We start from the raw sequence: 21837 nt of genomic DNA on the forward strand, positions 1-21837 counted from the left end.
AAAAAACAGCCTTCGATGAAGAAGGCTGTTTTTTGCGTTTAACAACTTTGGTTAATTTATTATGCTGTAACTGGTATTTCAGCAGTTTTTACAGTCTTAACAATTCTAGCTGCAATTTTGTATGGATCACCATTAGAAGCTGGACGACGATCTTCTAACCAACCTTTCCATCCTTTTTCTACAGTGATAATTGGGATTCTAATAGAAGCTCCTCTATCCGATACTCCGTAAGAGAATTCGTGGATTGATTGAGTTTCGTGCTCTCCAGTTAATCTTTGGTCATTAAATTCTCCGTAAACCGCAATGTGCTCAGCAGTTACAGGCCTGAATGCTTCACAAATCGCTTCATAAACTTCTTTAGAACCACAAGTTCTTAATATTTCATTAGAGAAGTTTGCATGCATACCAGAACCATTCCAGTCACCTTTTATTGGTTTTGGGTGGTACTCAATATAGTAACCATATTTTTCAGTAAGTCTGTCTAGTAAATATCTAGCAACCCAGATTTCGTCTCCTGCTTTTTTAGCTCCTTTTGAGAATAATTGAAATTCCCACTGTCCACTTGCTACCTCTTGGTTGATTCCTTCAAAATTAAGACCAGCATCAATACATAAATCAGCGTGCTCTTCTACGAAATCTCTACCGTGAGTATTTTTTCCTCCTACAGAACAGTAGTACATTCCTTGAGGACCAGGATATCCACCTACAGGGAAACCTAAAGGTAGTTGAGTGGTCTTATCCATAATAAAGTATTCTTGTTCGAAACCAAACCAGAAATCGTTATCATCATCATCAATAGTAGCTCTTGCATTTGATTCGTGTGGTGTTCCATCAGCATTTAAAACCTCAGTCATTACTAAATATCCATTTCTTCTAGTTGGGTCAGGATAAATAGCTACTGGCTTTAATAAACAGTCAGAAGAACCTCCTTCTGCTTGCTTTGTAGAACTACCGTCAAAAGACCATGTTGGGCAGTCTTCTAGCTTTCCACTAAAATCTTCTTCAATTTTTGTTTTACTTCTTAGATTAGCAGTTGGTTTATAACCATCCAACCAAATGTATTCTAATTTAGCTTTACTCATAATTAACACTTTATAATTGAACTCTTAAAGGTTTCAAAATTAGTTTTATTTTGTGATAACGGAAAAAAAATAGGGGGTCAAATGTGTTTTTTTTATCAATTTTTATCAACACCCTACTTTTTTATAGGGTATTTTGTGTTTATAGTAATTTTTATAGATCATTTTTTTGATTTTAACAATGAAAACTTCCTTTATATTTGCAAATAAATTTTCTTCATTATGGCAACACTTAGATTCGAAGCATTAAAGGAAACATTAAATCGTAATTCTGTAGTAGTTACAGAAACCGAACGAAGATCTGTTCTGTTTGGTGAAAACGTTTTTAATCAGACAACTATGCTTCAATATCTAACAAAAGACGCCTATACTAGTGTCATGGATGCAATTGATCACGGTAGTAAAATTGATAGGCAAATTGCAGATCAAATTGCTTCCGCAATGAAAGATTGGGCTTTATCAAAAGGAGTAACACATTACACACATTGGTTTCAACCATTAACAGGAGCAACAGCAGAAAAACACGACGCTTTTTTTGAAATCATTGGTGAAGGGCATGGAATTGAGAAATTTGGTGGAGGACAACTAGTACAACAAGAACCTGATGCTTCCTCATTTCCTCATGGTGGTATTCGAAATACGTTTGAAGCAAGAGGTTATACTGCTTGGGATCCTACATCTCCTGCTTTTATCTATGGTACTACTTTGTGTATTCCAACTGTTTTTGTTGCATATACAGGAGAGGCTTTAGATTATAAAACTCCCTTGCTAAGAGCACTACATGCTGTTGATGTTGCAGCTACGGCAGTTGCGAAATATTTTGATAAAAATGTAAAAAAAGTAAATGCTTCATTAGGATGGGAGCAAGAATATTTTTTGATTGATAAAGCGCTTGTAGAATCAAGACCAGATCTTGTAATGACCGGTCGAACGCTGCTTGGACATTCTTCTGCTAAAGGACAACAATTGGATGATCATTATTTTGGCAGTATACCAACAAGAGCTTTAAATTTTATGAAAGATCTTGAGGTTGAATGTATGCTACTTGGGATTCCAGCAAAAACAAGACATAATGAAGTAGCTCCGAATCAGTTTGAATTAGCGCCCATCTTCGAGGAAACAAATCTTGCTGTAGATCATAATTCATTATTAATGGATATTATGGAAAAAATAGCAGCGAGACATCATCTAAAAGTTTTGCTACACGAAAAACCTTTTGCAGGTGTCAATGGATCAGGAAAACATAATAATTGGTCCTTGAGTACTAATACAGGAGTTAATTTATTAAGTCCTGGAAAAACACCTATGAGTAACTTACAGTTTTTAACCTTTTTTATCAATACTATAAAAGCTATAAATGAGCATGAAGAATTGATGAGAGCTGGTATTGCATCTGCAAGTAATGATCATCGTCTAGGAGCTAATGAAGCACCACCAGCAATTATGTCTGTATTTATAGGAGAGCAACTTACTTCTGTATTAAAAGATTTGGAAGGTGTGACCGATGGAAAACTTTCTCCTAAAGAAAAGACAGACCTGAAACTAAATGTGGTTGGTAAGATTCCTGAAATTTTATTGGATAATACAGATCGTAATCGTACATCGCCTTTTGCATTTACGGGTAATAAATTTGAGTTTAGAGCTGTAGGTTCTAAAGCAAATTGTGCAAATCCAATGACTATTCTAAACACAATTGTTGCGCAGCAACTAGTAGAATTCAAAAAAGAAGTGGATCTGTTGATTGATAAAAAGAACTTGAAAAAAGATGAAGCAATTTTTAATGTACTACGTGAATACATTAAGAAATCTAAAAATATTCTTTTTGAAGGAAATGGTTATGGGGCAGATTGGGAAAAAGAAGCTAAAAAAAGAGGACTAAGTAATAATAAGACAACTCCAAAAGCATTGAAAGCTAAAGTCTCAAAAAAGACCTTGGATCTTTTTAATAAGATGGGAGTGATGAATAAGATTGAAGCCGAAGCCAGATATGAAATCGAAATTGAAGAATATGTAATGCGGATTGAGATAGAAGGCAGAGTGTTAAGTAACATTGCTAGAAACCATATAATCCCAACAGCCATAAAATATCAAAATATGCTCATCAGTAATGTATCTGGTTTGAAGAACTTATATGGTAACGATTTCAAAAAGTACGGCAAAGAACAAATGGAAATCATTGAAGAGATTTCTAAGCATATTGGAGCCATCAATACGAAGGTCAACCAAATGACCAAAGAACGTAAAAAAGCTAATGCCTTAAGTGACATCGAGCAAAAAGCAATCGATTATTGTGAAAAGGTCAAACCTTTGTTTGATGAGGTTAGAACTAATTGCGACGAATTAGAGCTATTAGTAGATGATGAATTATGGCCTTTAACTAAATATAGAGAGCTTTTATTTACGAGATAGGTAAGAATTTACTGACCACGCTGTTTTTTTGTTCAATTATTAACAAAAAATTAATATCTGTTAAAACCTTGAAAAAATCGCATAAGTGACTGTTTTTTATGGGTTTTCCGTAATGCATTTTGTCGAATTCTTATTAAATCTTTAAAAATACCCTTAATGTTTTCCTAAATTTGTGTTGTTCTGTAGAAGGAAAATCAAATCCTTCAGGAATATCTCCCCCCAGATTTTTCATTGAAAATTAAGTTTTAGAAATGTTCTAAAACTTACTCATGCGCCCCAAATATTTAGTGGAATTGAATTATTAATCAAATTTAATATATTTTACGTATGAAAAAAGTAATTTTTAGTCTAGCAGCTTTATTAAGCGCGTCAGTGATGGTTGCACAGTCAAACACAAGTAGTGTAGATCAGTCGGGTGATGCCAATGCAGCAAATATTACGCAAGTAGGTTTAGCAAATACGAATACTACTACTCAGTTAGGGGCAGGAAACAGCGCAGAAGCCATTCAGGGTAGTGAAGCATTTGCTTCTAGAAACGGAATTGTTACTCAGATGCAAACTGGTGACAAGAATACTGCATTCGCACAACACGAAGAAGATAGAAATGAAGTATACCAAGTTCAAGTAGGAAATGGTAACTCTGCTTCTGCAACGCAAAATCTTTTAAACTTTGGAGGGGATAACCTTTCTGAACAACTTCAAGAAGGAAATGGTAACACAGCTACAATCTCTCAAGAAGGAGCAGGTTTCTTTGGAGACGGATCATTAAACTATGCTGGTCAAGGTCAATTTGGAGACGCTAATTCAGCAACAACTTCTCAAGGTGGAGAAGAAAACTTTAGTTTAATCATCCAGTCTGGTTCTTTCAATACTGCTACAATGGCACAAGTTGGAGATGTGAACTTCGCAGATCAAAGACAAACAGGAGAAGCAAACCTTGGTGCTGGTGAGCAGTGGGGAACTAACAATACCTTAATCCAAGTACAAAATGGTGGAGGTAACGTTGCAACTTCTCTTCAAGGAAGTAGTTTCTTCGATTCTAGAGGTGGTATCGTAGATCAATTACAAGAAGGTGATGAGAACGAAGCTTTCGCTCAGCATGAAGAAGATAACAACTTTATCATCCAAACTCAGATAGGTGATGGAAACTCAGTTTCTGCAACTCAAAATCTAGCATTCTTTGGTGGAGATAATGCAGCAAGTCAGTTTCAGTCTGGTAATGGAAATGTAGCTACTGCTTCTCAAGAAGGTGATTTTGGTCTTTTCGGAGAAAATAACTTAGTATTACAAGGACAAATAGGAGACGAAAACACAGCTGTTTCTTCTCAAAATGGAGCAAGCAATATTAGTGATATCTTCCAATTAGGAGATTCTAACTTTGCTCAAGATACTCAGTTTGGAGAAGGTAATACTACTTTTGTTACTCAAACAGGAGAGTCTCATAGTAGCATCATTCTTCAAAGTGGAACTGGAAACGCTGCTGTAGTAACTCAGTCTGGATCTGGAGAATAATAAGATATAATTTTAATATATTTGAAAGGGTTATGCTAACCAAAAGTTGGCATAACTCTTTTACTACTTTTAAAACCCTTTGCTGATGAAAAAATATTTCAAATTATATCTAGTAGTAATTTCCCTATGTATATTCGGAAATACATATGCTCAGAACGAAGATAATCAGGATGAATCATTGGTAGATAATCAAGAGCAATTCATTACTTTGAACCAATTACAAAGTACGAACATCAATTCGCAATTCTCTAGAGAGAGTTTAATAAATAATAATTCAGTCTTTATACAACAGGTGGGTACGGGCAACCAGGTGTTTTCCAATATTACAGCGCAAACTTCTGATATTCGATTAAGTCAGAATGGAGAACAAAACCTGATAGATATTAACGAAACGTCAAGGGATATAGAAAAATTTATTACTCAGAATGGTAATAATAATTCTGTTATCGACTTTTCATTTAACCCAGATATATCTACAAATCTTGAAATTCTTCAGGAAGGTGATAATCTTTCATTTGAAAAATTTGGAAGTAATGAATTATCAAATAATTTGAAATTCAAAATGACCGGAAATGCTCGAACTATTATCGTTAGAAGTTTTTAACCAGATATAACGCTATGTTTTATGAATTTTAAGCTGGCTATACTTTTTCTACTCATCTTTCAATTTTCAAATGGTCAGTTTACGAATACAGATGTTGTAGCTAAAATAAAGACAGAAAGAATTGATGATATTATAGCTATCAATGCGGAAGCAGCGAATGCTACCGAGGTATACAAAAGTCTTAAATATACATTCTCGATTTTTCGAACCGATAGTACGAATACAGTTACCAAAAATAATCAAGAAGATAGATTTACATTAGAAGCTAATGAACAAAAAAAACTTACTTCTACATCGATAGGTGTAGATGAAAAAGATAAAATCATAATGCTTTTACTAGTATATGAAGAAGATAAAATTGTAGGTAAAGCTCGAATTGCTTTTAATGAAAAAGAACAAAAAAAAGAAAAAGAAGAAGAATACGTTGAGGATGATGGAATTGTTTTAAAAGGAATCGTAATTGAAGAAACTAAAACAAAACCAGGAAAAGACTTTTATGATTTTTTCTATAATTCCTATACTTTAAATAGCATCAACGGTTCTAAGATAGTCGGTGTTTATGAAAAGCTTAGCTTTGGTAGAAGTACTATCATTCAGGTGAAAATTGAAGATAAAGTTATTCATGAATTTTTAGGAAAACCGGATATAGAATATTTAGAACAAATGTCTAAGATTTCGATTCGAAGGGTCTATAAATATTTTAAAGATCTAAAAAAACAAAAAAGAGATATTTTTCAGTACTAATTACTTATTTACACACAATGAAGTCAGTTATAATTACTATAATACTTGTTTTCTCCGCATATCAATATAGTGTAGGGCAAGACTTAGTTTATAGGCCAAAGAATCCAGCTTTTGGGGGTGATACATTTAACTACCAGTGGTTATTGAGTTCTGCAGAAGCCCAAAACACATTTATGGATGAAAGTGATTCTAATGCAGATGATAGATCAGAGTTAGAACGATTTACAGAGAGTCTTAACAACCAATTACTAAGTCAAATATCAAGAACCTTATTTAATGAGCAATTTGGACAAGAAGGTCTTACAGAAGGAACTTTTAGTTTCGGAACATTGTTTATAGAGATTTTCCCATCAGGGGAAGGGCTGGTAATTAATATTTTAGATACCAGTACAGGAGATCAATCTCAAGTAATAATTCCTAATTAAATTTTAATGCATCACAAGTTTTATCAAGTAATTCTAGTAATTGCTTGTGTCATATTGTTACCTGGATGTGGGACATATTTTAATCAGCCCATTACAGTAGAACAAGCAAGAATAGGGGAAGATACAAAGTTTACTCAAACGCTAAGGGATTTGCCTTCGCCAAAAGAACCTGTTGTGGTTGGGGTATATAAATTTAGAGATCAAACAGGTCAGTATAAACCTACCGAAGCCGGTAGTACCTTTAGTACTGCAGTAACCCAAGGAGCAACTACTATTTTGATTAAAGCTCTGGAAGATTCTAAGTGGTTTGTGCCTATAGAAAGAGAAAACCTTAGTAACCTATTAAATGAACGTAATATTATACGTTCTACGAGAAAAGAATATAGAAAAAATAAAAACACGAACGAACCACAACTACCACCTTTACTCTATGCAGGAATTATTTTAGAAGGAGGTATAGTTTCTTATGATTCCAATATTATTACAGGAGGATTAGGAGCAAGATATTTTGGAGTAGGAGGTTCTACTCAGTATCGACAAGATCGAATCACTATTTATTTAAGAGCAGTTTCTACATCTAGCGGGAAGATTTTAAAAACAGTATATGTTTCCAAAACTATTTTATCTCAAGCATTAGATGCTAGTTTCTTTAGGTATGTAAAGTTTAGTCGCTTATTAGAAGCAGAAACAGGATTTACTAAAAACGAACCTGGACAAATCGCAGTTTCGGAGGCAATTGAAAAAGCTGTGGAAGCACTTGTAATAGAAGGGATAGAAGATAAGTTATGGAGTTCTTCTGAAGAGCCTGATACTGTGAACGCTTTAGTAGCGGATTATAATGCTGAAAAAAATGAAGCTCAAAATACAGGACTTTATGAGCGTTATTTCAAAGAACGAAGAGGTAAGAAATCACTTTTTGCAAATGGAGGATTAGCGTTAATAAGTGGAGATTATAATAACGCAGATTTATCATATTCAGCTCGAATTGGTGGAAAATGGTACTTTAATCCATATCTAAACGCGAATGCAAGTTTGAGTAAATTTCAGCTGCGCAATGAAAATGCTTTTTCAGAAGGATTTAATGCAATCGATGTCAATGCAGAACTAACTCTATTGCCTTTCGAAAAACTCACGCCATATTTTTTTGGTGGTGTGGGAACAGTAAATACGGATGATTTTGATAGAACTTTTTTTAAGTTCCAATACGGAGGCGGAATAGAATATTTGGTTACAGATCAAATAGGAGTCGCGCTAAACGCTACGCATAATCTTGTTTTAGGAGATAAATTAGACAATGTATCTCAAGGGAAAAGAGATGATCAATATTTTAATTTCTCTTTTGGTTTAAACTGGTATTTTAAAAGCCCTTTAAAAATGGATAAGGAGCTTCGAAAACAAAAGCGTAGAGAAGAGAAAGAACTGAGAAAGTTAAAAAAAAGAAATAGAAAAGTAATTGAAAACGGTGAACTTCCTAAAGGATAAAACCCCAATGAAAATGAAAAGATATTTTATAAAATTAATACTAATCTTCACTGCAGTGCTAATAAATTCATGTAGCGAAGATACTATAGATTTAGAAGGTTTAGGTTCTGTAAGGGGAACAGTAGTCGCTGTTGGAACCAATGAACCTCTTGAAAACGTGAAAATTTCCACAAATCCATCATCAAGCACCGTTTTTACCAATGCTGATGGAGAATATTTAATAGAAAATATTCCTTCAGGGGATTATTCTCTTGCGGCAGAAAGGGATGGACTTTTAGCTCAATTTGAAGCTGTGTCTGTTATTGCAGATCGAGAATTAGAAATAGTTTTTGAAATGGATATTGAAACCGCTGGAAACCGACCTCCTAATGCTGCAGTTTTAGATACTCCAGTAGATAATGCTGTGGATCAACCAATAGAAGTTACTTTGGTTTGGACAGGTGAAGATCCTGATGAGGATACGTTAACATATACAGTAACCTTACGTAATGATGACAATACCGATGTTGAGGTATTTGAAAATATTACTGATACTACCTATGTGCTTACCGATCTTCAGTATAACGTAAAATACTTTTGGCAGGTAAGTAGTAGCGATGGAATTAATGATCCGGTGAATAGTAGTACTTTTGCTTTTGAAACTTCAAGCCCACCAAATAATCGTATTATCTATACAAGATCCGTAGGTGGAAATAGTGTGATTTATTCTGCAAATGAACAAGGAGATACTGAAATTCAATTAACTTCAGAAACCAAAAATAGTTTCAGACCTAGACGAAATGTAGGAACTGGAAAAATAGCATTCTTACAATCAGTTAGTTCTGAAGTGCATTTATTTATTATGAATGAAGACGGAACCGAAGTTTCTCAAGTGACTTCTCAGGTTTCTGTAGCAGGATTTAATTTAGGAGAAGTTGATTTCTCATGGTCAGATAATGGCTCTAAATTATTGTTTCCTAATCAAGATAAGCTATATAGTATTGATATAGATGGAAGTGGTCTGACACTGCTGTATCAAACATCTGATGGAGATTTAATTACAGAGGTTGATAAAAACGATAATAATGGAGTGATTGCATTGAAAACGAATAATCTAGATGGATACGAAGTAGAGATATTTACTATTAATGCTTCTGGTGCAATTCTTGAAACGGTCTTAACCGGAGTTTCTGGAGCTGCAGGTAGTATAAATCTTTCTGTAGATGGTTCGAAATTATTGTATAGTCAAGATATTTCAGGTTTTGAAAGTAGTGATTATAGGCAATTAGATTCTCATTTGTTTGTGTATGATTTTGGAGATAGTTCGAGCTTGGATATTTCTATTCAGAAACCTGCAGGAACGAATGATTTAGATGCTCGATTTTCACCAAATGAGGCTGCTGTCATTTTTGTGAATACTTCTAATGATGGGATATCTCAAAAAAATATTCAAACAATGTCAATTCTTGAAATTGCCAATAGAGCAGATCTTATTGTAAATGCTTCTATGGCAGATTGGGAATGATGTTAACTTCTTATAGAAAATAATAGAATTGCGATTTACTTCGAATAAATCGCAATTCTTAGTATTAAAATCGAAATTAATTCGATTATCTTTGCCCTTTACTAGCGGAATAATACAATAATAATGAGTCAAGAAGTAAGCAAACGCTACGCTCAGCGAGGTGTTTCGGCATCCAAAGAAGATGTTCATAGTGCCATAAAGAATATAGATAAAGGTCTTTTTCCACAAGCATTTTGTAAAATCGTTCCAGATTATCTTACTGGAGATGATGAGTATTGTTTAATCATGCATGCTGATGGTGCAGGAACAAAATCTTCTCTTGCATATATGTATTGGAAAGAAACGGGAGATGTTTCCGTTTGGAAAGGGATAGCACAGGATGCGTTGATCATGAATATCGATGATTTATTATGTGTTGGAGCTACCGATAATATCATGTTATCTTCCACGATAGGAAGAAATAAAAATTTGATTCCTGGTGAGGTGATTTCTGCAATTATCAATGGAACAGAGGAATTATTAGAAGAACTTAAAAGTTTTGGAGTTACCATTCATTCAACTGGAGGAGAAACAGCAGATGTTGGAGATTTGGTACGAACCATTATTGTAGATTCTACGGTTACCGCTCGAATGAAACGTAAAGATGTTATCGATAATGCAAATATACAGGCTGGTGATGTCATTGTAGGATTGGCTTCTTTTGGTCAGGCTTCTTACGAAAAAGAATACAACGGTGGTATGGGAAGTAATGGTCTAACTTCGGCACGACATGATGTGTTCCATAAGGTGTTAGCTGAGAAATATCCTGAGAGTTTTGATGCGGCAGTACCTTCCGATCTTGTGTATTCTGGAAAAACAAAACTTACAGATGAGGTTAAAAATGCTCCTATTGATGCAGGGAAATTGGTTTTATCGCCAACAAGAACCTATGCACCTATTATAAAAAAGATATTATCTGAATATAATAGTAATACGATTCACGGAATGGTACATTGTAGCGGAGGAGCTCAAACCAAAATCTTACATTTTGTAGATAATTTACATATTATAAAGGATGACTTATTTGATGTACCTCCATTATTTCAATTGATTCAGGAAAACTCTGGAACAGATTGGAAAGAAATGTATCAGGTATTTAATATGGGACATCGTATGGAATTATATGTTTCTCCTGATGTTGCTGATGAAATTATTTCTATTTCGAAAAGTTTTGATGTAGATGCTAAAATCGTAGGTCGAGTAGAGGAAGCAACTTCTAAGAAGTTAACGATAAAAAGCGAATTTGGCGAGTATACTTATAGCTAATTAGTGATCTTTATCTTAGTTGAATATTTTTCCTGAAGCAGTTGTAGTTTTGGGTGTATGTATCGTTTGCAAAATGGTTTTTCAGGGTTGCTTATGTAGTAATCCAGAAGCTCATCTCTTGAAGTTTGAAATGCTTGAAATTTTAAAACTTTCGTAATCAACTTATTGTCAAAATCTGGGTTTAGCTTCGAGATAATTGAGTTGATATTTTGTTTTTCATGCTCATCAAAATAATATATAGCACTTCTATACTTTTCTCTGAAACTATGATTGACAGTGCTTTTATGAGTATGTATATGGATTTCTATCAGGTCGTCTAATGAGATTATTTGTGGATCATAAGTTACCACTACTGCTTCAGAGAAAGAACTATTGGATTTTGTACTGGAAATATACCCTTGTTGCACAGTGATTACTCCTTTTAATGATTGAAAAACAGCTTCTGTACACCAATGACATCCTCCTCCTAAACCTATTTTTAAATATTCCATATCTTGTAAAAATCGTAAATTAATTCATTATTTGAATATTTTAAATTATTAAAAGCCTTATGAGAAATCCTATAATTATTATAAAAAAAGATACAATAGACATAATAATAGAAGTATGTACATTTATTGGTTTAGGTCTTTTGATTGTACTTCCTTTTCTTTATTATAGTGACCTTCCTGATAATATCCCTACACACTTTAATGCCAAGGGCAATCCAGATAACTATAGTTCGAAATCAATGATTTGGACGCTTCCAGTAATAGGTGTGATTATGATATCAGGACTTTATATTTTGAATAGGTTTCCTCATGTGTTTAATTATCCTTCAAAAATTACAAAGGAGAATGCTTTGGGATATTATAAAAACTCAACAAAATTAGTAAGGGCGTTGAATCTCATTATAGCTTGGTCTTTTGCTTATGTTTTATATGGGTCTATTCAAGTTGCAATTGGTAACTATCATGGAATAGGAAATTGGTTTTTACCGATTTTTGTTGGTGCTCTTTTTGGAATAATAATATTTTTTATACTAAAATCTCGAAAGTTGTCTTAGTAATATCGAGAGCTTGAAGCCCTTGTCAAGCTCTCGATTTTTATTGGGGATTTATATGTGTTATCCTAATTCATTATTGAATTGGATGGTTTCAGATTCAGTGTCTTCTTCTTTTGTTTCTACAAGCTCAATAGTATTATCGTCATTAAACTTCCCTTCTTTTTTCTGAAAGAAAATTGGAACTGGAATCATAGCGACCGTAACAATAAATAGTAACAAGATGATTCGTCTAATTACTTTTTTAAATCTTTTCATTTTTAAAATAATGTAAACCACTAACAGGTTTGATANCGGAGTTAATAATAATTTGAAATTATAAGTGCGGACTTAATAAAATGCCGCTATTTTAAACGAAAAGAATTTCTTCTTCTGAAGAGTATTTATGATGGAAGAAAAATGATAGGAGATGATTTATCTCTAATGAAATAGTATTGTTAAACTTTTTACATGCAATAGCAGTAATAGCTTCGTGATGTTTCACGAGTAGATTTAGCTTATTACTATAAAGATAATACTGTTCCTGATCTAAAGTATTTCTGAAAGAAAGTACTTTTGCTGAGTTCTGTTTATCGGAAACAACAAGTTCTACATTTTCCTGAAAAGAAATCGGTTGCGTATAATTAGAATAACCTCCAATGCCTAAGAAAAGCAAAAGAGTCATAAACCAACTAAAAATCAATTTTTTATTATATCTATTGTTGTTTCGAATCATACAGGTAATAAAAATACAATTTTTTTGAATTATAGATTTGTCTTTTAGAATGATAAAATACATATGACCTTTGCTTAAAAAAATGTACTTTTGTAAATTCCACGCACAGGATAGTTAGATTATGATTGATAAATTAAATATTGTTAAGCAACGATTTGATGAGGTGAATGATTTAATCATTCAACCAGATATTATTGCTGATCAAAAAAGGTATATAAAACTCAACAAGGAGTATAAGGATCTAAAAGCTTTAATGGATGAAAGAGATCGTTATATTGAGTTAACTGATAATAAAAAGGAGGCAGAAGAGATTATTGCTGATGGAAGTGATCCAGAAATGGTGGAAATGGCCAAAATGCAACTGGATGAAGCTAAAGAACAACTACCAGAATTAGAAGAGAAAATTCGTTTTATGCTAGTTCCCAAAGATCCCGAAGATGCTAAGAATTGTGTGGTGGAGATTCGAGCAGGAACAGGTGGTGATGAGGCGAGTATTTTTGCTGGAGATTTATTTAGAATGTATACGAAGTATTGTGAAGGTAAAGGATGGAGTACTAGCGTAGTGGATCTTAGCGAAGGAACCAGTGGTGGATATAAAGAAATCATTTTTGAAGTAAATGGTGAAGACGCCTACGGAACGATGAAATTCGAAGCAGGAGTACATCGAGTGCAGCGTGTTCCGCAGACAGAAACACAAGGTAGAGTGCATACGAGTGCTGCAACAGTAATGGTATTACCAGAAGCAGAAGAATTTGATGTTGAATTGGATATGACAGAAGTGAGAATCGAAAGAACTACTTCAACAGGTCCTGGAGGGCAGTCTGTAAATACTACTTATTCTGCCATCAAACTGCATCATGAACCTACAGGAATGATCGTGAGTTGTCAGGATCAGAAATCATCACATAAGAACCTAGAGAAGGCTTTAAAGGTGCTTAGATCGCGATTGTACGAAAGAGAACTTGAGAAAAAACAAGCAGCGGATTCTGAAAAACGTAAAAGTATGGTGTCTTCTGGAGATCGTTCTGCTAAGATTAGAACCTATAATTATCCTCAAGGTCGTGTTACGGATCACCGTATTGGACTAACTTTATATNATTTAGGGAATATAATTGATGGAGATATTCAAAAAATTATTGATGAACTTCAGTTAGTAGAAAATACAGAGAAGTTAAAAGAATCTAACGAGGTCTTTTAGACTTGAAAATATTTATTGAATTAAAAAAGAGGATGATTTTAGAAATCATCCTCTTTTTTTATAATTAGATATTAATAATATTTACTTTAAATTATAAGATTTAGGTGTTTCCTTTATTTTTTTTGCGGTGATAATAAAATACAATCCGACCAATACAAAAGGTATGCTTAACCATTGTCCTGTGGATAATGAATCGCCCAACATATCTTCAAAACCTCCTTGACTCTTTTTAACGCTTTCTACAATAAAACGTACAACAAATATCAACATCATATACATACCGAAAAGAAAACCTCTGTTATTTCTTTTGTCTGTTTTCCAATAAATAAACCAAAGTATAAAGGATACAAAGATATATCCAAATGCTTCATATAATTGAGCAGGATGTCTATAAGGAATGGCTTCTAATAAATGACTAAACTTAGGATTATTTACCACTGCTGAATACGCTTCATTTATGTTCTTGATCCCAGTTTCACGAACCACTTCCGCTTTACTCAAACCATCTCGAATAAACTTTACTCCAAAAGGAGAGTCTACCGAAGGATCTCCGATAATTTCTGAATTGAAAAAATTACCTAAACGCACAAAAATCCCTCCAAATGCGGCAGGGATAGTTACTCTGTCCATTACCCATAAAGGATGTTTTTTTAATACGTTTTTAGAGTAATAATACATAGCAATTATGAATGCTATGGCAGCACCATGACTAGCTAACCCTCTAAAACCTATAAACTCAAACGAAGGGTTAAATTTAAAAGGTAAAATAATTTCTAATAGATTGTTTTTGTAATAACCCCAATCATAGAAAAACACATGTCCTAGTCTTGCCCCTAGTAATGTTCCTATTACTGCATAAATAAATACAGAATCTAGTTTTTCCATGGAGATTTTTTCACGGATGTATATTTTTTTCATCAAATACCAACCTAGAGAAAAAGCAACCACAAACATTAGGCTATAAAAACGAATTATAAAAAAGCCAAGATCTAATCCTTCAATAGGATTCCAAACTATTTTAGAGAATATCATATAGAAATCTATTTTTCTAGGGTAAATATAGGTATTTAATTGAACTCAAAATTAGAATTAAAGTAATATTGAGTTAAAGTACGATTTGAATGAGTTAACTTTTATCCTTGCAACATGAATCAGGAACAGGATCATAACCACTACCACCCCAAGGATGACAACTAAATATTCGTTTAATAGCAAGTTTTCCACCTTTCAGTAATCCATGTTTTTTCAGTGCTTCCAAACTGTAATGAGAACAAGTTGGTTGATAGCGGCAAGTAGCAGGTGTTAATGGAGAGATAAAATTTTGGTAAAACTTAATCAACCCAATAAAAGGAGCTATTGCAGCTTTTCGTAATGTCAATTTAGCACTCAAAATAGTTGCCTTAATTAAGGGTAAAGCTGGTTCCTTCTCGACCATCTTTTAATTGGATACCCATTTCTTGTAACTCATCTCTAATTTTATCACTAGTGGCAAAATCTTTATTTGCTCTTGCTTCAGCTCTTAAATTAATCAATAGTTCTACGGTACCCGAAAGCTTGTCACTAATATCAGATGAAGCTTCATTTGTATTTACCAATCCTAAAACATCAAAAACAAATTCATTTATTTTTGTTTTCAATGCATTGAGGTCTTCAGTAGAAATAGAAGCTTTGTCCTCTTTCACGGAATTGATAAACTTAACCGCTTCAAATAATTTGGCTATTAAAATTGGACTATTAAAGTCATCATTCATGGCATCGTAACACTCTTGTATCCAATTTTGAATATTAAACCCTTCGGTAGTAGCACTCGTCTTTAAGTTTTCTAAAGCTCCAATAGACTCCATTAATTTGTAAAATCCTTTTTCAGAAGCTTCCAAGGCATCATTCGAAAAGTCTAAAATACTTCTATAATGTGCTTGCAACATAAAAAACCTAGCTACAGTAGGAGCAAAAGCTTTGTTTAGCTTGTCGCTTTCTCCGCTAAATATCTCAGCTGGAGATAAGATGTTTCCAGTAGATTTTGACATTTTCTTGCCATCTAGGGTGAGCATGTTGGCGTGCATCCAATAATTTACTGGAGTAACACCGCAAGCGGCTTCTCCTTGAGCAATTTCACATTCGTGATGTGGAAATTTAAGATCCATTCCTCCTCCATGAATATCAAATTTTTCTCCAAGATACTTTGTGCTCATTACAGTACATTCTAAATGCCATCCAGGAAAACCGTCACCCCAAGGCGATGGCCACCTCATAATATGCTTGGGTTCTGCATTTTTCCATAATGCAAAATCCTGAGGATTCTTTTTATCACTTTGCGCATTTAATTCTCTAGTATTCGCAATCATATCTTCAAGATTGCGACCACTTAACTTGCCGTATTCTTTGGTTTCATTAAATTTCTTTACATCAAAATATACAGAGCCATTCACTACATATGCATATCCATTATCGATGATAGTTTTTATAATTTCTATTTGTTCGACAATATGGCCAGTTGCTGTTGGTTCAATACTAGGAGGGATGTTGTTGAATTTTGCCAGAATATTATGAAAATCTAAGGTGTAACGTTGTACAATTTCCATAGGTTCTAGCTGTTCTATACGGGCTTTTTTGGCAACTTTGTCTTCTCCCTCATCAGCATCATTTTCTAAATGACCTGCATCTGTAATATTTCTTACGTAACGTACTTTATAACCAAGATGCTTCAAATATCTAAACACTAAATCAAAAGAAATGAATGTTCGACAATTCCCTAAATGTACATTGCTATAAACAGTTGGACCACATACATACATGCCTATGTTTCCTTCTGTAATTGGAATAAAAACCTCTTTTTCACTGGAAAGAGAATTATAAATTTTAAGTTCCTGAGTTTTGTACAACGGAGTTGCTGCCATAATTTTGATTGTGCTTATAATGATTGATTAATAAATAGATTAAAATGTAGTGTCTAATTTGATATAGTCCAAAAATTCTCTGCGCACAGATTCTTCCTTAAATTTACCTCCAAATTCACTAGTAACTGTGCTACTTTCTATATCTCGAATTCCTCTTGAATTAACACATAAATGTTTTGCATCGATAACACAAGCAACATCTTTAGTGTTTAAAACAACCTGAAGATCCTGAACTATTTGCATAGTTAGACGTTCTTGAACTTGTGGACGTTTTGCATAATAATCCACAATACGATTCATTTTAGATAAACCTACAACAGTTCCATTAGAGATGTATGCAACATGTGCACGACCTATGATGGGTAATAAATGGTGCTCGCAAGTAGAATAAACAGTAATGTTCTTTTCTACAAGCATTTCGCCATATTTATAATTATTGTCAAAGGTTGAGGCTTCAGGTTTTCTTTGCGGATGTAATCCTGCAAAAATTTCATTTACGAACATTTTTGCCACTCTTTGTGGAGTTCCTTTTAGACTATCATCATTAAGATCTAATCCTAAGGTTTCCATAATATGTTTTACATCTTCTCTAATCAAATCGATTTTTTCTTTATCGCTTAATTTAAAAGCATCTTCTCTTAGAGGTGTAGTTGCGCTAGTAGCTACATGATTATCACCTAGCGCTTCAATAGCTTCAAGGGCCTTGTCTATCTTCACAAGTTCAAATTTTTGTTATTACTTCAAGAATCATTAATATACACTTACGTTTGTAAATGTGTATTGTTTAAAATTGAAAGATCTATAACTCAATACTTACAATTTTAACGTATTCTTTTTTTAATTTCTTACATTTTATAATAGAGTTAAATTTTAAAAATTGTAATTAAAATGAAATCAGTTATAAAACAGGCTGCAAAGATACAATTTTGTCTTTTTACTTAGTAAAAGCTATGTTAACAATTATAAATATTCTAATAGTTTTCTAGGCACTTTCTTAAAAATTAGTAAATTTAATTCCTACACAAGAAATTAAACGAACCTACGTTATATAAAATATGTCAAAAATACTACCTCAAATCTTATTATTCTTTACGCTATTTTGCCTTCATAGTGTAAATGTAAAAGCACAGGACTTTGATGTGGCGTGTAGGAATGCACAGCCATTTTGTTCTGATGCATCTTTAGAGCTAACTTTTCCTAATACTACAGGTGATATTGATGGTTTAGGAGAAGTAGGATGTTTAAATACAACCCCAAATCCTTCTTGGTATTTTATGCTAATTGATGAACCAGGTGAACTGGTATTTGATATTCGTCAATGGGTAGATGCAGATGGAGATAGTCGGTTAGATCGTAATGAACGACAGCTAGATGTTGATTTCATAGCATGGGGCCCGTTTCAAACTTCTTTTATTATCAATTGTGAAGATGAATTACCAAGAGGTTGTGATTTAAATGGGGATGGAGAAAATATCAGACCAGCAGAGTGTGTAAATAATGCTGATGAACCTGATTTTTATATAAATGATGAAGATAATACGAATATTGTAGATTGTAGTTATGCAAGAACATCTGATGATAACTTTATCGAAACTTTTACGATTCCAGATGCGCAGACTGGTGAATTCTACATTGTATTGATTACAAATTTTTCTGATGAAGCGGGAGTTATTCAATTAGAACAAACGAATCTTGGAGAAGAAGATGCAGGAACTACAGATTGTAGTGTTTTAGAACCTGGAATTCCTCAAGATAGAATTGCTACATGTGGAAATTTTCCGTTAACTATAGAAGGAAGATTTCCTGCTAGTACTGGACCTCCAGCAGTTCCTGCTGCAGAAACTTTTCAATGGTCTAGAGCGGATTTAGGAGATACCAATTTTGTAGATATTCCTGGAGCAACATTCCCTTTTTATGATAATGTTACTACTAATGGAATTTATCGATTGAGAGGTTTCGATGCAAATGGAATTGAAGTTCCCGATTCTCCGGATCAGGTTTCTGTTTTAGATGTGTCTCAAATTACATTTCAGGTTGATTATGCTATTACTGAATCTTCTTTTTCGGGTAGTTATACGTTAACAGCAGAAGTTACTACCGATCCAATCGTAGAAGCAGAAGGATTTACAGATTTTGAATATCGATTAGATAGAGATGTAAACATGGATGGAAATTTTGTTGAATATAGAGCATATCAATCTTCTCCTGTTTTTGAACAAGTGCCACCTGGAGATTATAGGATTGTTGCTAGGTATGCCAACTGTCCTGATAATGAAAGAACATCGGTGGATATTATGATTCTTGGATATCCTCAGTATTTTACTCCAAATGGAGATGGTTTTCACGATACTTGGAACTTAATAAATCCGGAAGATCAACCCACTCCGGCATTGGTGTATATTTTTGATAGGCATGGGAAATTGTTAAAACAGCTAAATCCAACTGGACCTGGTTGGGATGGTACATATAATGGAAACTTAATGCCCTCTTCGCAATATTGGTTTAGAGTAGAGTTTAATGAGCAATCCGATAGGGATCCAAATAGAGCAAGAAGAACATTTGCGGGTAGTTTTTCGCTGATACGATAATAAAATAAAAAAAAGAGCTGATTGATCTTCAGCTCTTTTTTTTTGCGACTTTATTTTTTACAAGTTTAAACTTAATGTAAAAGTAAGATTATCTCTATAACTATCCACATTAGCAAAATTGGTAAAATTAGAATTAGGATAGAATTGTTGAAGGCGTTCTTGTTCTGAATAATCATAAGCAACGTCAAATTTTACTTTGCCAAAATTATAGCCAACACCTAAAGAAAAACCTGTTCTTTCTCCAAGAATCAGTTCATTTTTATATGGGCTTTCTTCATAGCTGTATCCTCCTCTATAACTCCAATTTCCATTTCTAAACTCTCCACCAACTCTAATAGTAGAAGCTCCTTGTAAGGTGTTTTCAATTTCTCGATTTAATTCGGAGAAATCATCAAACCCATCAGAGTCAAATTCTGTAGAAGCATAATCTTTGTATGAATAATCTAGACTGATCAAACCTCTTTTTCCAAATAGTATAGCAACACTTCCTGTTGCTCTTCCTGGAGTTCGTAATTGATATTCTGGAAAAATATTAATCACATTAGGGTCTACTAATGCTCTACCATCTACATTACTAAAAGTCTCTAATCTTTGAGTAGTTTCTTCTTCAATATAGTACCATGTAGGTGATTCTAATGATGCTCCTAATCTTAAAATATTAGATACTTTGAAAATACCACCGACTTGAGCGGAAAAACCTGCTCCTAAAGTAGAAAGTCTGTTTGTAAATATAACTTCGTTAATAGAGCTTCCAGCATTATTATTACCTTCGAAAAATTCTGTAACTCTATCATAATTGATAAAATGAGAATTTAAATTAACTCCAATATAAAATCTTTCATGTAGCTGTGTTCCTACATTTATCGTAAATTTTCCATTAAGGCCTGTGCTTTCATAATAATATTCCTGATCAAAAACTCCAGAAGCAATATTGGAGAAATAGATAGTGTTATTAGGGTCATCTAAATCATTTGCTTCTATTAGGAAAGACTCATGTCCTAAGAAAGCTTGTTGTGCGCTGTAGCCTTCTGTTTCTCCAAGAAAACCATAAACTCCATCAATGCTTTCTCCTGGAGCTACAGTGATTAGATTCAATGGAATCCCTTGTGCTTCTTGAAGAAAAAAACTATCAATAGAATTATTACTTCTACCAAAAGCAAAAAGTTCTTCTGCAAAATCTGTGGTTTGATCATAAGCGATTCCTAATGATATTCTGTTGACTTTAGAAGATTCATTTCTATTGTTGTAAACGAAGACTGCTCCCAGTTGATTGAAGTTAAGATTTGAAGAAGAGGATTCACTAAATCCATTAAAATAACTAGCATCATTCTGGATATTGGACGATGAAAGTGTAATAGATCCAGATGAATTTAAGAAAATTGCAGAACCTGCTGGATTTATTTGTAATGCCGAAAGATCTCCTCCTAAGGCTCCAAAAGCACCGCTCATACCTCTAAAACGAGCAGTTCCTAGAATGTCCTGCTGTGAATATCGAACAGCATCAGTTATATCTTGGGCATTTATGAAAGTAATGGAGAATATGCTTAGAAATAAAAATATCTTTTTCATATGTTGTATTCAATATATAAGAGAGTCTCTTAATTGTTGGTAATAAATAGTCCAGCGATATAGACAGTTAGAGTGTTTTTTATGCACTATAACTATCTAAATCGAATAAACTATATGAGATTATTTATGTTGAAAGTTCGGAGAGTTGATAACTTTTACTGTAGTATGGTTTGTTATCTTCTTCCGCCACGACTTCTTCCGCCACCGCGACTTCCTCCTCTGTATCCGCTACTTCTTGATCCACCACTACTTCTGTATGATCCAGAACTTCTACTACTTCTTGATCCTGAATAGCTTCTAGTAGAGCTTCTAGAACTTCCTCTGTAAGATCTGGAGCTACTCCTGTTAGGACTTATAGATCTAGATCTTGAATAATTTCCGTTAGAAGATCTTGTTCTTCCTGAGTAAGAAGATGTTCTAGAACGTCTGTTGTTATCTGCAGAAATTCTTCTTCGGTTATTGTAAGTACTTCTATTGTTGTAGGAACGACTTCTAGATCTATTATTAAAAGATCTTGATCTAGAATTATAGGAACTTCTGCTTCTATAATTGCTTGCATAGCCATTTCTGAAACCTCTATTTCTAAAGCCTCTGTTATATGCTATACGATTTCTTCCATAGAAACCACCATATCCATAGTTATAATAAGGTGGGCACCAAAATCCGCCGCCATACCAGTAAGGATTTCCCCATCCGAATCCGGCATTCCAGCCCCATCCAGCGTTCCATCCCCAACCAGCATTCCATCCCCAGTTGTTCCAGCC

20 protein-coding genes and 1 pseudogene are annotated in these 21837 nt (G+C 33.8%); 11 read left to right on the plus strand and 10 right to left on the minus strand.

The features are described from left to right. Positions 1 to 59 precede the first annotated feature (59 nt). Entirely contained in the window at positions 60 to 1082 is a 1023-nt protein-coding gene (locus tag GBO31_RS24410) for a glutamine synthetase beta-grasp domain-containing protein (RefSeq protein WP_219011252.1), read from the minus strand. A 219-nt stretch (positions 1083 to 1301) separates the two neighbouring features. Here GBO31_RS24410 and GBO31_RS24415 point away from each other — a divergent pair, with 219 nt between their 5' ends. From GBO31_RS24415 to GBO31_RS24450, 8 genes are all read left to right on the plus strand, one after another. Next, positions 1302 to 3488, plus strand: a complete 2187-nt coding sequence (locus tag GBO31_RS24415; protein ID WP_219011253.1) for a glutamine synthetase III — start codon at positions 1302 to 1304, stop codon at positions 3486 to 3488. Positions 3489 to 3815: 327 nt separating this feature from the next. Further along, on the plus strand, positions 3816 to 5000 hold the full coding sequence (locus GBO31_RS24420; RefSeq protein WP_219011272.1) for a hypothetical protein: 1185 nt from the start codon (positions 3816 to 3818) through the stop codon (positions 4998 to 5000). Between the two features lie 85 nt (positions 5001 to 5085). After that, positions 5086 to 5604, plus strand: coding sequence for a hypothetical protein (locus tag GBO31_RS24425; protein WP_219011254.1), 519 nt, complete (start codon positions 5086 to 5088; stop codon positions 5602 to 5604). A 21-nt stretch (positions 5605 to 5625) separates the two neighbouring features. Next, entirely contained in the window at positions 5626 to 6348 is a 723-nt protein-coding gene (locus GBO31_RS24430) for a curli production assembly/transport protein CsgE (RefSeq protein WP_219011255.1), read from the plus strand. Positions 6349 to 6365: 17 nt separating this feature from the next. Next, positions 6366 to 6773 carry a curli production assembly/transport component CsgF gene (locus tag GBO31_RS24435; protein WP_219011256.1) on the plus strand — a complete coding sequence of 136 codons (408 nt, stop codon included), beginning with the start codon at positions 6366 to 6368 and terminating at the stop codon, positions 6771 to 6773. Between the two features lie 6 nt (positions 6774 to 6779). After that, the gene (locus tag GBO31_RS24440; protein ID WP_219011257.1) at positions 6780 to 8255 is read left to right on the plus strand and encodes a CsgG/HfaB family protein; all 1476 of its coding nucleotides are present in this window, start codon (positions 6780 to 6782) and stop codon (positions 8253 to 8255) included. A gap of 13 nt (positions 8256 to 8268) precedes the next feature. Next, entirely contained in the window at positions 8269 to 9759 is a 1491-nt protein-coding gene (locus GBO31_RS24445; protein WP_219011258.1) for a carboxypeptidase-like regulatory domain-containing protein, read from the plus strand. 123 nt (positions 9760 to 9882) lie between these two features. Then, entirely contained in the window at positions 9883 to 11064 is a 1182-nt protein-coding gene (locus GBO31_RS24450) for an AIR synthase related protein (protein WP_219011259.1), read from the plus strand. Here the strand turns inward: GBO31_RS24450 and GBO31_RS24455 are convergent. Then, positions 11061 to 11555, minus strand: coding sequence for a peptide-methionine (S)-S-oxide reductase (locus GBO31_RS24455; RefSeq protein WP_219011260.1), 495 nt, complete (start codon positions 11553 to 11555; stop codon positions 11061 to 11063). The two genes, GBO31_RS24450 and GBO31_RS24455, sit on opposite strands and share 4 nt — an antisense overlap. Before the next feature lie 59 nt (positions 11556 to 11614). On the opposite strand from GBO31_RS24455, the gene GBO31_RS24460 reads away from it, so the two are divergent. Next, on the plus strand, positions 11615 to 12109 hold the full coding sequence (locus GBO31_RS24460) for a DUF1648 domain-containing protein (protein WP_219011261.1): 495 nt from the start codon (positions 11615 to 11617) through the stop codon (positions 12107 to 12109). A gap of 60 nt (positions 12110 to 12169) precedes the next feature. On the opposite strand, the gene GBO31_RS24465 is transcribed toward GBO31_RS24460, so the two are convergent. Together GBO31_RS24465 and GBO31_RS24470 are read right to left on the minus strand one after the other, a co-directional pair. Continuing rightward, positions 12170 to 12364: a hypothetical protein gene (locus GBO31_RS24465; RefSeq protein ID WP_219011262.1), complete on the minus strand. Its 195-nt coding sequence runs from the start codon at positions 12362 to 12364 to the stop codon at positions 12170 to 12172. Positions 12365 to 12455: 91 nt separating this feature from the next. Next, positions 12456 to 12884 carry a hypothetical protein gene (locus GBO31_RS24470; protein WP_219011263.1) on the minus strand — a complete coding sequence of 143 codons (429 nt, stop codon included), beginning with the start codon at positions 12882 to 12884 and terminating at the stop codon, positions 12456 to 12458. A gap of 58 nt (positions 12885 to 12942) precedes the next feature. Between GBO31_RS24470 and prfA the strand changes: the two genes are divergently transcribed. After that, a complete protein-coding gene (gene prfA / locus GBO31_RS24475) occupies positions 12943 to 14019 on the plus strand; it encodes a peptide chain release factor 1 (protein WP_219011264.1) in 1077 nt (358 codons plus the stop codon). A gap of 81 nt (positions 14020 to 14100) precedes the next feature. Here the strand turns inward: prfA and lgt are convergent, their stop codons facing one another. From lgt to folE, 4 genes are all read right to left on the minus strand, one after another. Then, on the minus strand, positions 14101 to 15051 hold the full coding sequence (lgt, locus tag GBO31_RS24480) for a prolipoprotein diacylglyceryl transferase (RefSeq protein ID WP_219011265.1): 951 nt from the start codon (positions 15049 to 15051) through the stop codon (positions 14101 to 14103). A 94-nt stretch (positions 15052 to 15145) separates the two neighbouring features. Beyond that, complete coding sequence (yidD, locus tag GBO31_RS24485; protein ID WP_429725826.1) at positions 15146 to 15397, minus strand: membrane protein insertion efficiency factor YidD; 252 nt, start codon at positions 15395 to 15397, stop codon at positions 15146 to 15148. 22 nt (positions 15398 to 15419) lie between these two features. Beyond that, positions 15420 to 16916, minus strand: a complete 1497-nt coding sequence (cysS, locus tag GBO31_RS24490; RefSeq protein ID WP_219011267.1) for a cysteine--tRNA ligase — start codon at positions 16914 to 16916, stop codon at positions 15420 to 15422. Between the two features lie 39 nt (positions 16917 to 16955). Further along, complete coding sequence (gene folE / locus GBO31_RS24495; protein WP_219011268.1) at positions 16956 to 17633, minus strand: GTP cyclohydrolase I FolE; 678 nt, start codon at positions 17631 to 17633, stop codon at positions 16956 to 16958. A 338-nt stretch (positions 17634 to 17971) separates the two neighbouring features. Here folE and GBO31_RS24500 point away from each other — a divergent pair, with 338 nt between their 5' ends. Next, complete coding sequence (locus tag GBO31_RS24500; protein WP_219011269.1) at positions 17972 to 19504, plus strand: T9SS type B sorting domain-containing protein; 1533 nt, start codon at positions 17972 to 17974, stop codon at positions 19502 to 19504. A gap of 57 nt (positions 19505 to 19561) precedes the next feature. On the opposite strand, the gene GBO31_RS24505 is transcribed toward GBO31_RS24500, so the two are convergent. Together GBO31_RS24505 and GBO31_RS24510 are read right to left on the minus strand one after the other, a co-directional pair. Next, the gene (locus GBO31_RS24505) at positions 19562 to 21073 is read right to left on the minus strand and encodes an OmpP1/FadL family transporter (RefSeq protein ID WP_219011270.1); all 1512 of its coding nucleotides are present in this window, start codon (positions 21071 to 21073) and stop codon (positions 19562 to 19564) included. A 173-nt stretch (positions 21074 to 21246) separates the two neighbouring features. Next, a pseudogene (locus GBO31_RS24510) lies at positions 21247 to 21837 on the minus strand (hypothetical protein); the annotation flags it as partial.

This window comes from Aquimarina litoralis, assembly GCF_019295435.1.
Lineage (GTDB): Bacteria > Bacteroidota > Bacteroidia > Flavobacteriales > Flavobacteriaceae > Aquimarina > Aquimarina litoralis_A.

What these genes read in the sequence shown, in the direction of transcription:
- GBO31_RS24410 (WP_219011252.1), bottom strand. Translation starts at nt 1,082, where the DNA reads ATGAGTAAAGCTAAATTAGAATACATTTGGTTGGATGGTTATAAACCA.
- GBO31_RS24415 (WP_219011253.1), top strand. Translation starts at nt 1,302, where the DNA reads ATGGCAACACTTAGATTCGAAGCATTAAAGGAAACATTAAATCGTAAT.
- GBO31_RS24420 (WP_219011272.1), top strand. Translation starts at nt 3,816, where the DNA reads ATGAAAAAAGTAATTTTTAGTCTAGCAGCTTTATTAAGCGCGTCAGTG.
- GBO31_RS24425 (WP_219011254.1), top strand. Translation starts at nt 5,086, where the DNA reads ATGAAAAAATATTTCAAATTATATCTAGTAGTAATTTCCCTATGTATA.
- GBO31_RS24430 (WP_219011255.1), top strand. Translation starts at nt 5,626, where the DNA reads ATGAATTTTAAGCTGGCTATACTTTTTCTACTCATCTTTCAATTTTCA.
- GBO31_RS24435 (WP_219011256.1), top strand. Translation starts at nt 6,366, where the DNA reads ATGAAGTCAGTTATAATTACTATAATACTTGTTTTCTCCGCATATCAA.
- GBO31_RS24440 (WP_219011257.1), top strand. Translation starts at nt 6,780, where the DNA reads ATGCATCACAAGTTTTATCAAGTAATTCTAGTAATTGCTTGTGTCATA.
- GBO31_RS24445 (WP_219011258.1), top strand. Translation starts at nt 8,269, where the DNA reads ATGAAAAGATATTTTATAAAATTAATACTAATCTTCACTGCAGTGCTA.
- GBO31_RS24450 (WP_219011259.1), top strand. Translation starts at nt 9,883, where the DNA reads ATGAGTCAAGAAGTAAGCAAACGCTACGCTCAGCGAGGTGTTTCGGCA.
- GBO31_RS24455 (WP_219011260.1), bottom strand. Translation starts at nt 11,555, where the DNA reads ATGGAATATTTAAAAATAGGTTTAGGAGGAGGATGTCATTGGTGTACA.
- GBO31_RS24460 (WP_219011261.1), top strand. Translation starts at nt 11,615, where the DNA reads ATGAGAAATCCTATAATTATTATAAAAAAAGATACAATAGACATAATA.
- GBO31_RS24465 (WP_219011262.1), bottom strand. Translation starts at nt 12,364, where the DNA reads ATGAAAAGATTTAAAAAAGTAATTAGACGAATCATCTTGTTACTATTT.
- GBO31_RS24470 (WP_219011263.1), bottom strand. Translation starts at nt 12,884, where the DNA reads ATGTATTTTATCATTCTAAAAGACAAATCTATAATTCAAAAAAATTGT.
- lgt (WP_219011265.1), bottom strand. Translation starts at nt 15,051, where the DNA reads ATGATATTCTCTAAAATAGTTTGGAATCCTATTGAAGGATTAGATCTT.
- cysS (WP_219011267.1), bottom strand. Translation starts at nt 16,916, where the DNA reads ATGGCAGCAACTCCGTTGTACAAAACTCAGGAACTTAAAATTTATAAT.
- GBO31_RS24500 (WP_219011269.1), top strand. Translation starts at nt 17,972, where the DNA reads ATGTCAAAAATACTACCTCAAATCTTATTATTCTTTACGCTATTTTGC.
- GBO31_RS24505 (WP_219011270.1), bottom strand. Translation starts at nt 21,073, where the DNA reads ATGAAAAAGATATTTTTATTTCTAAGCATATTCTCCATTACTTTCATA.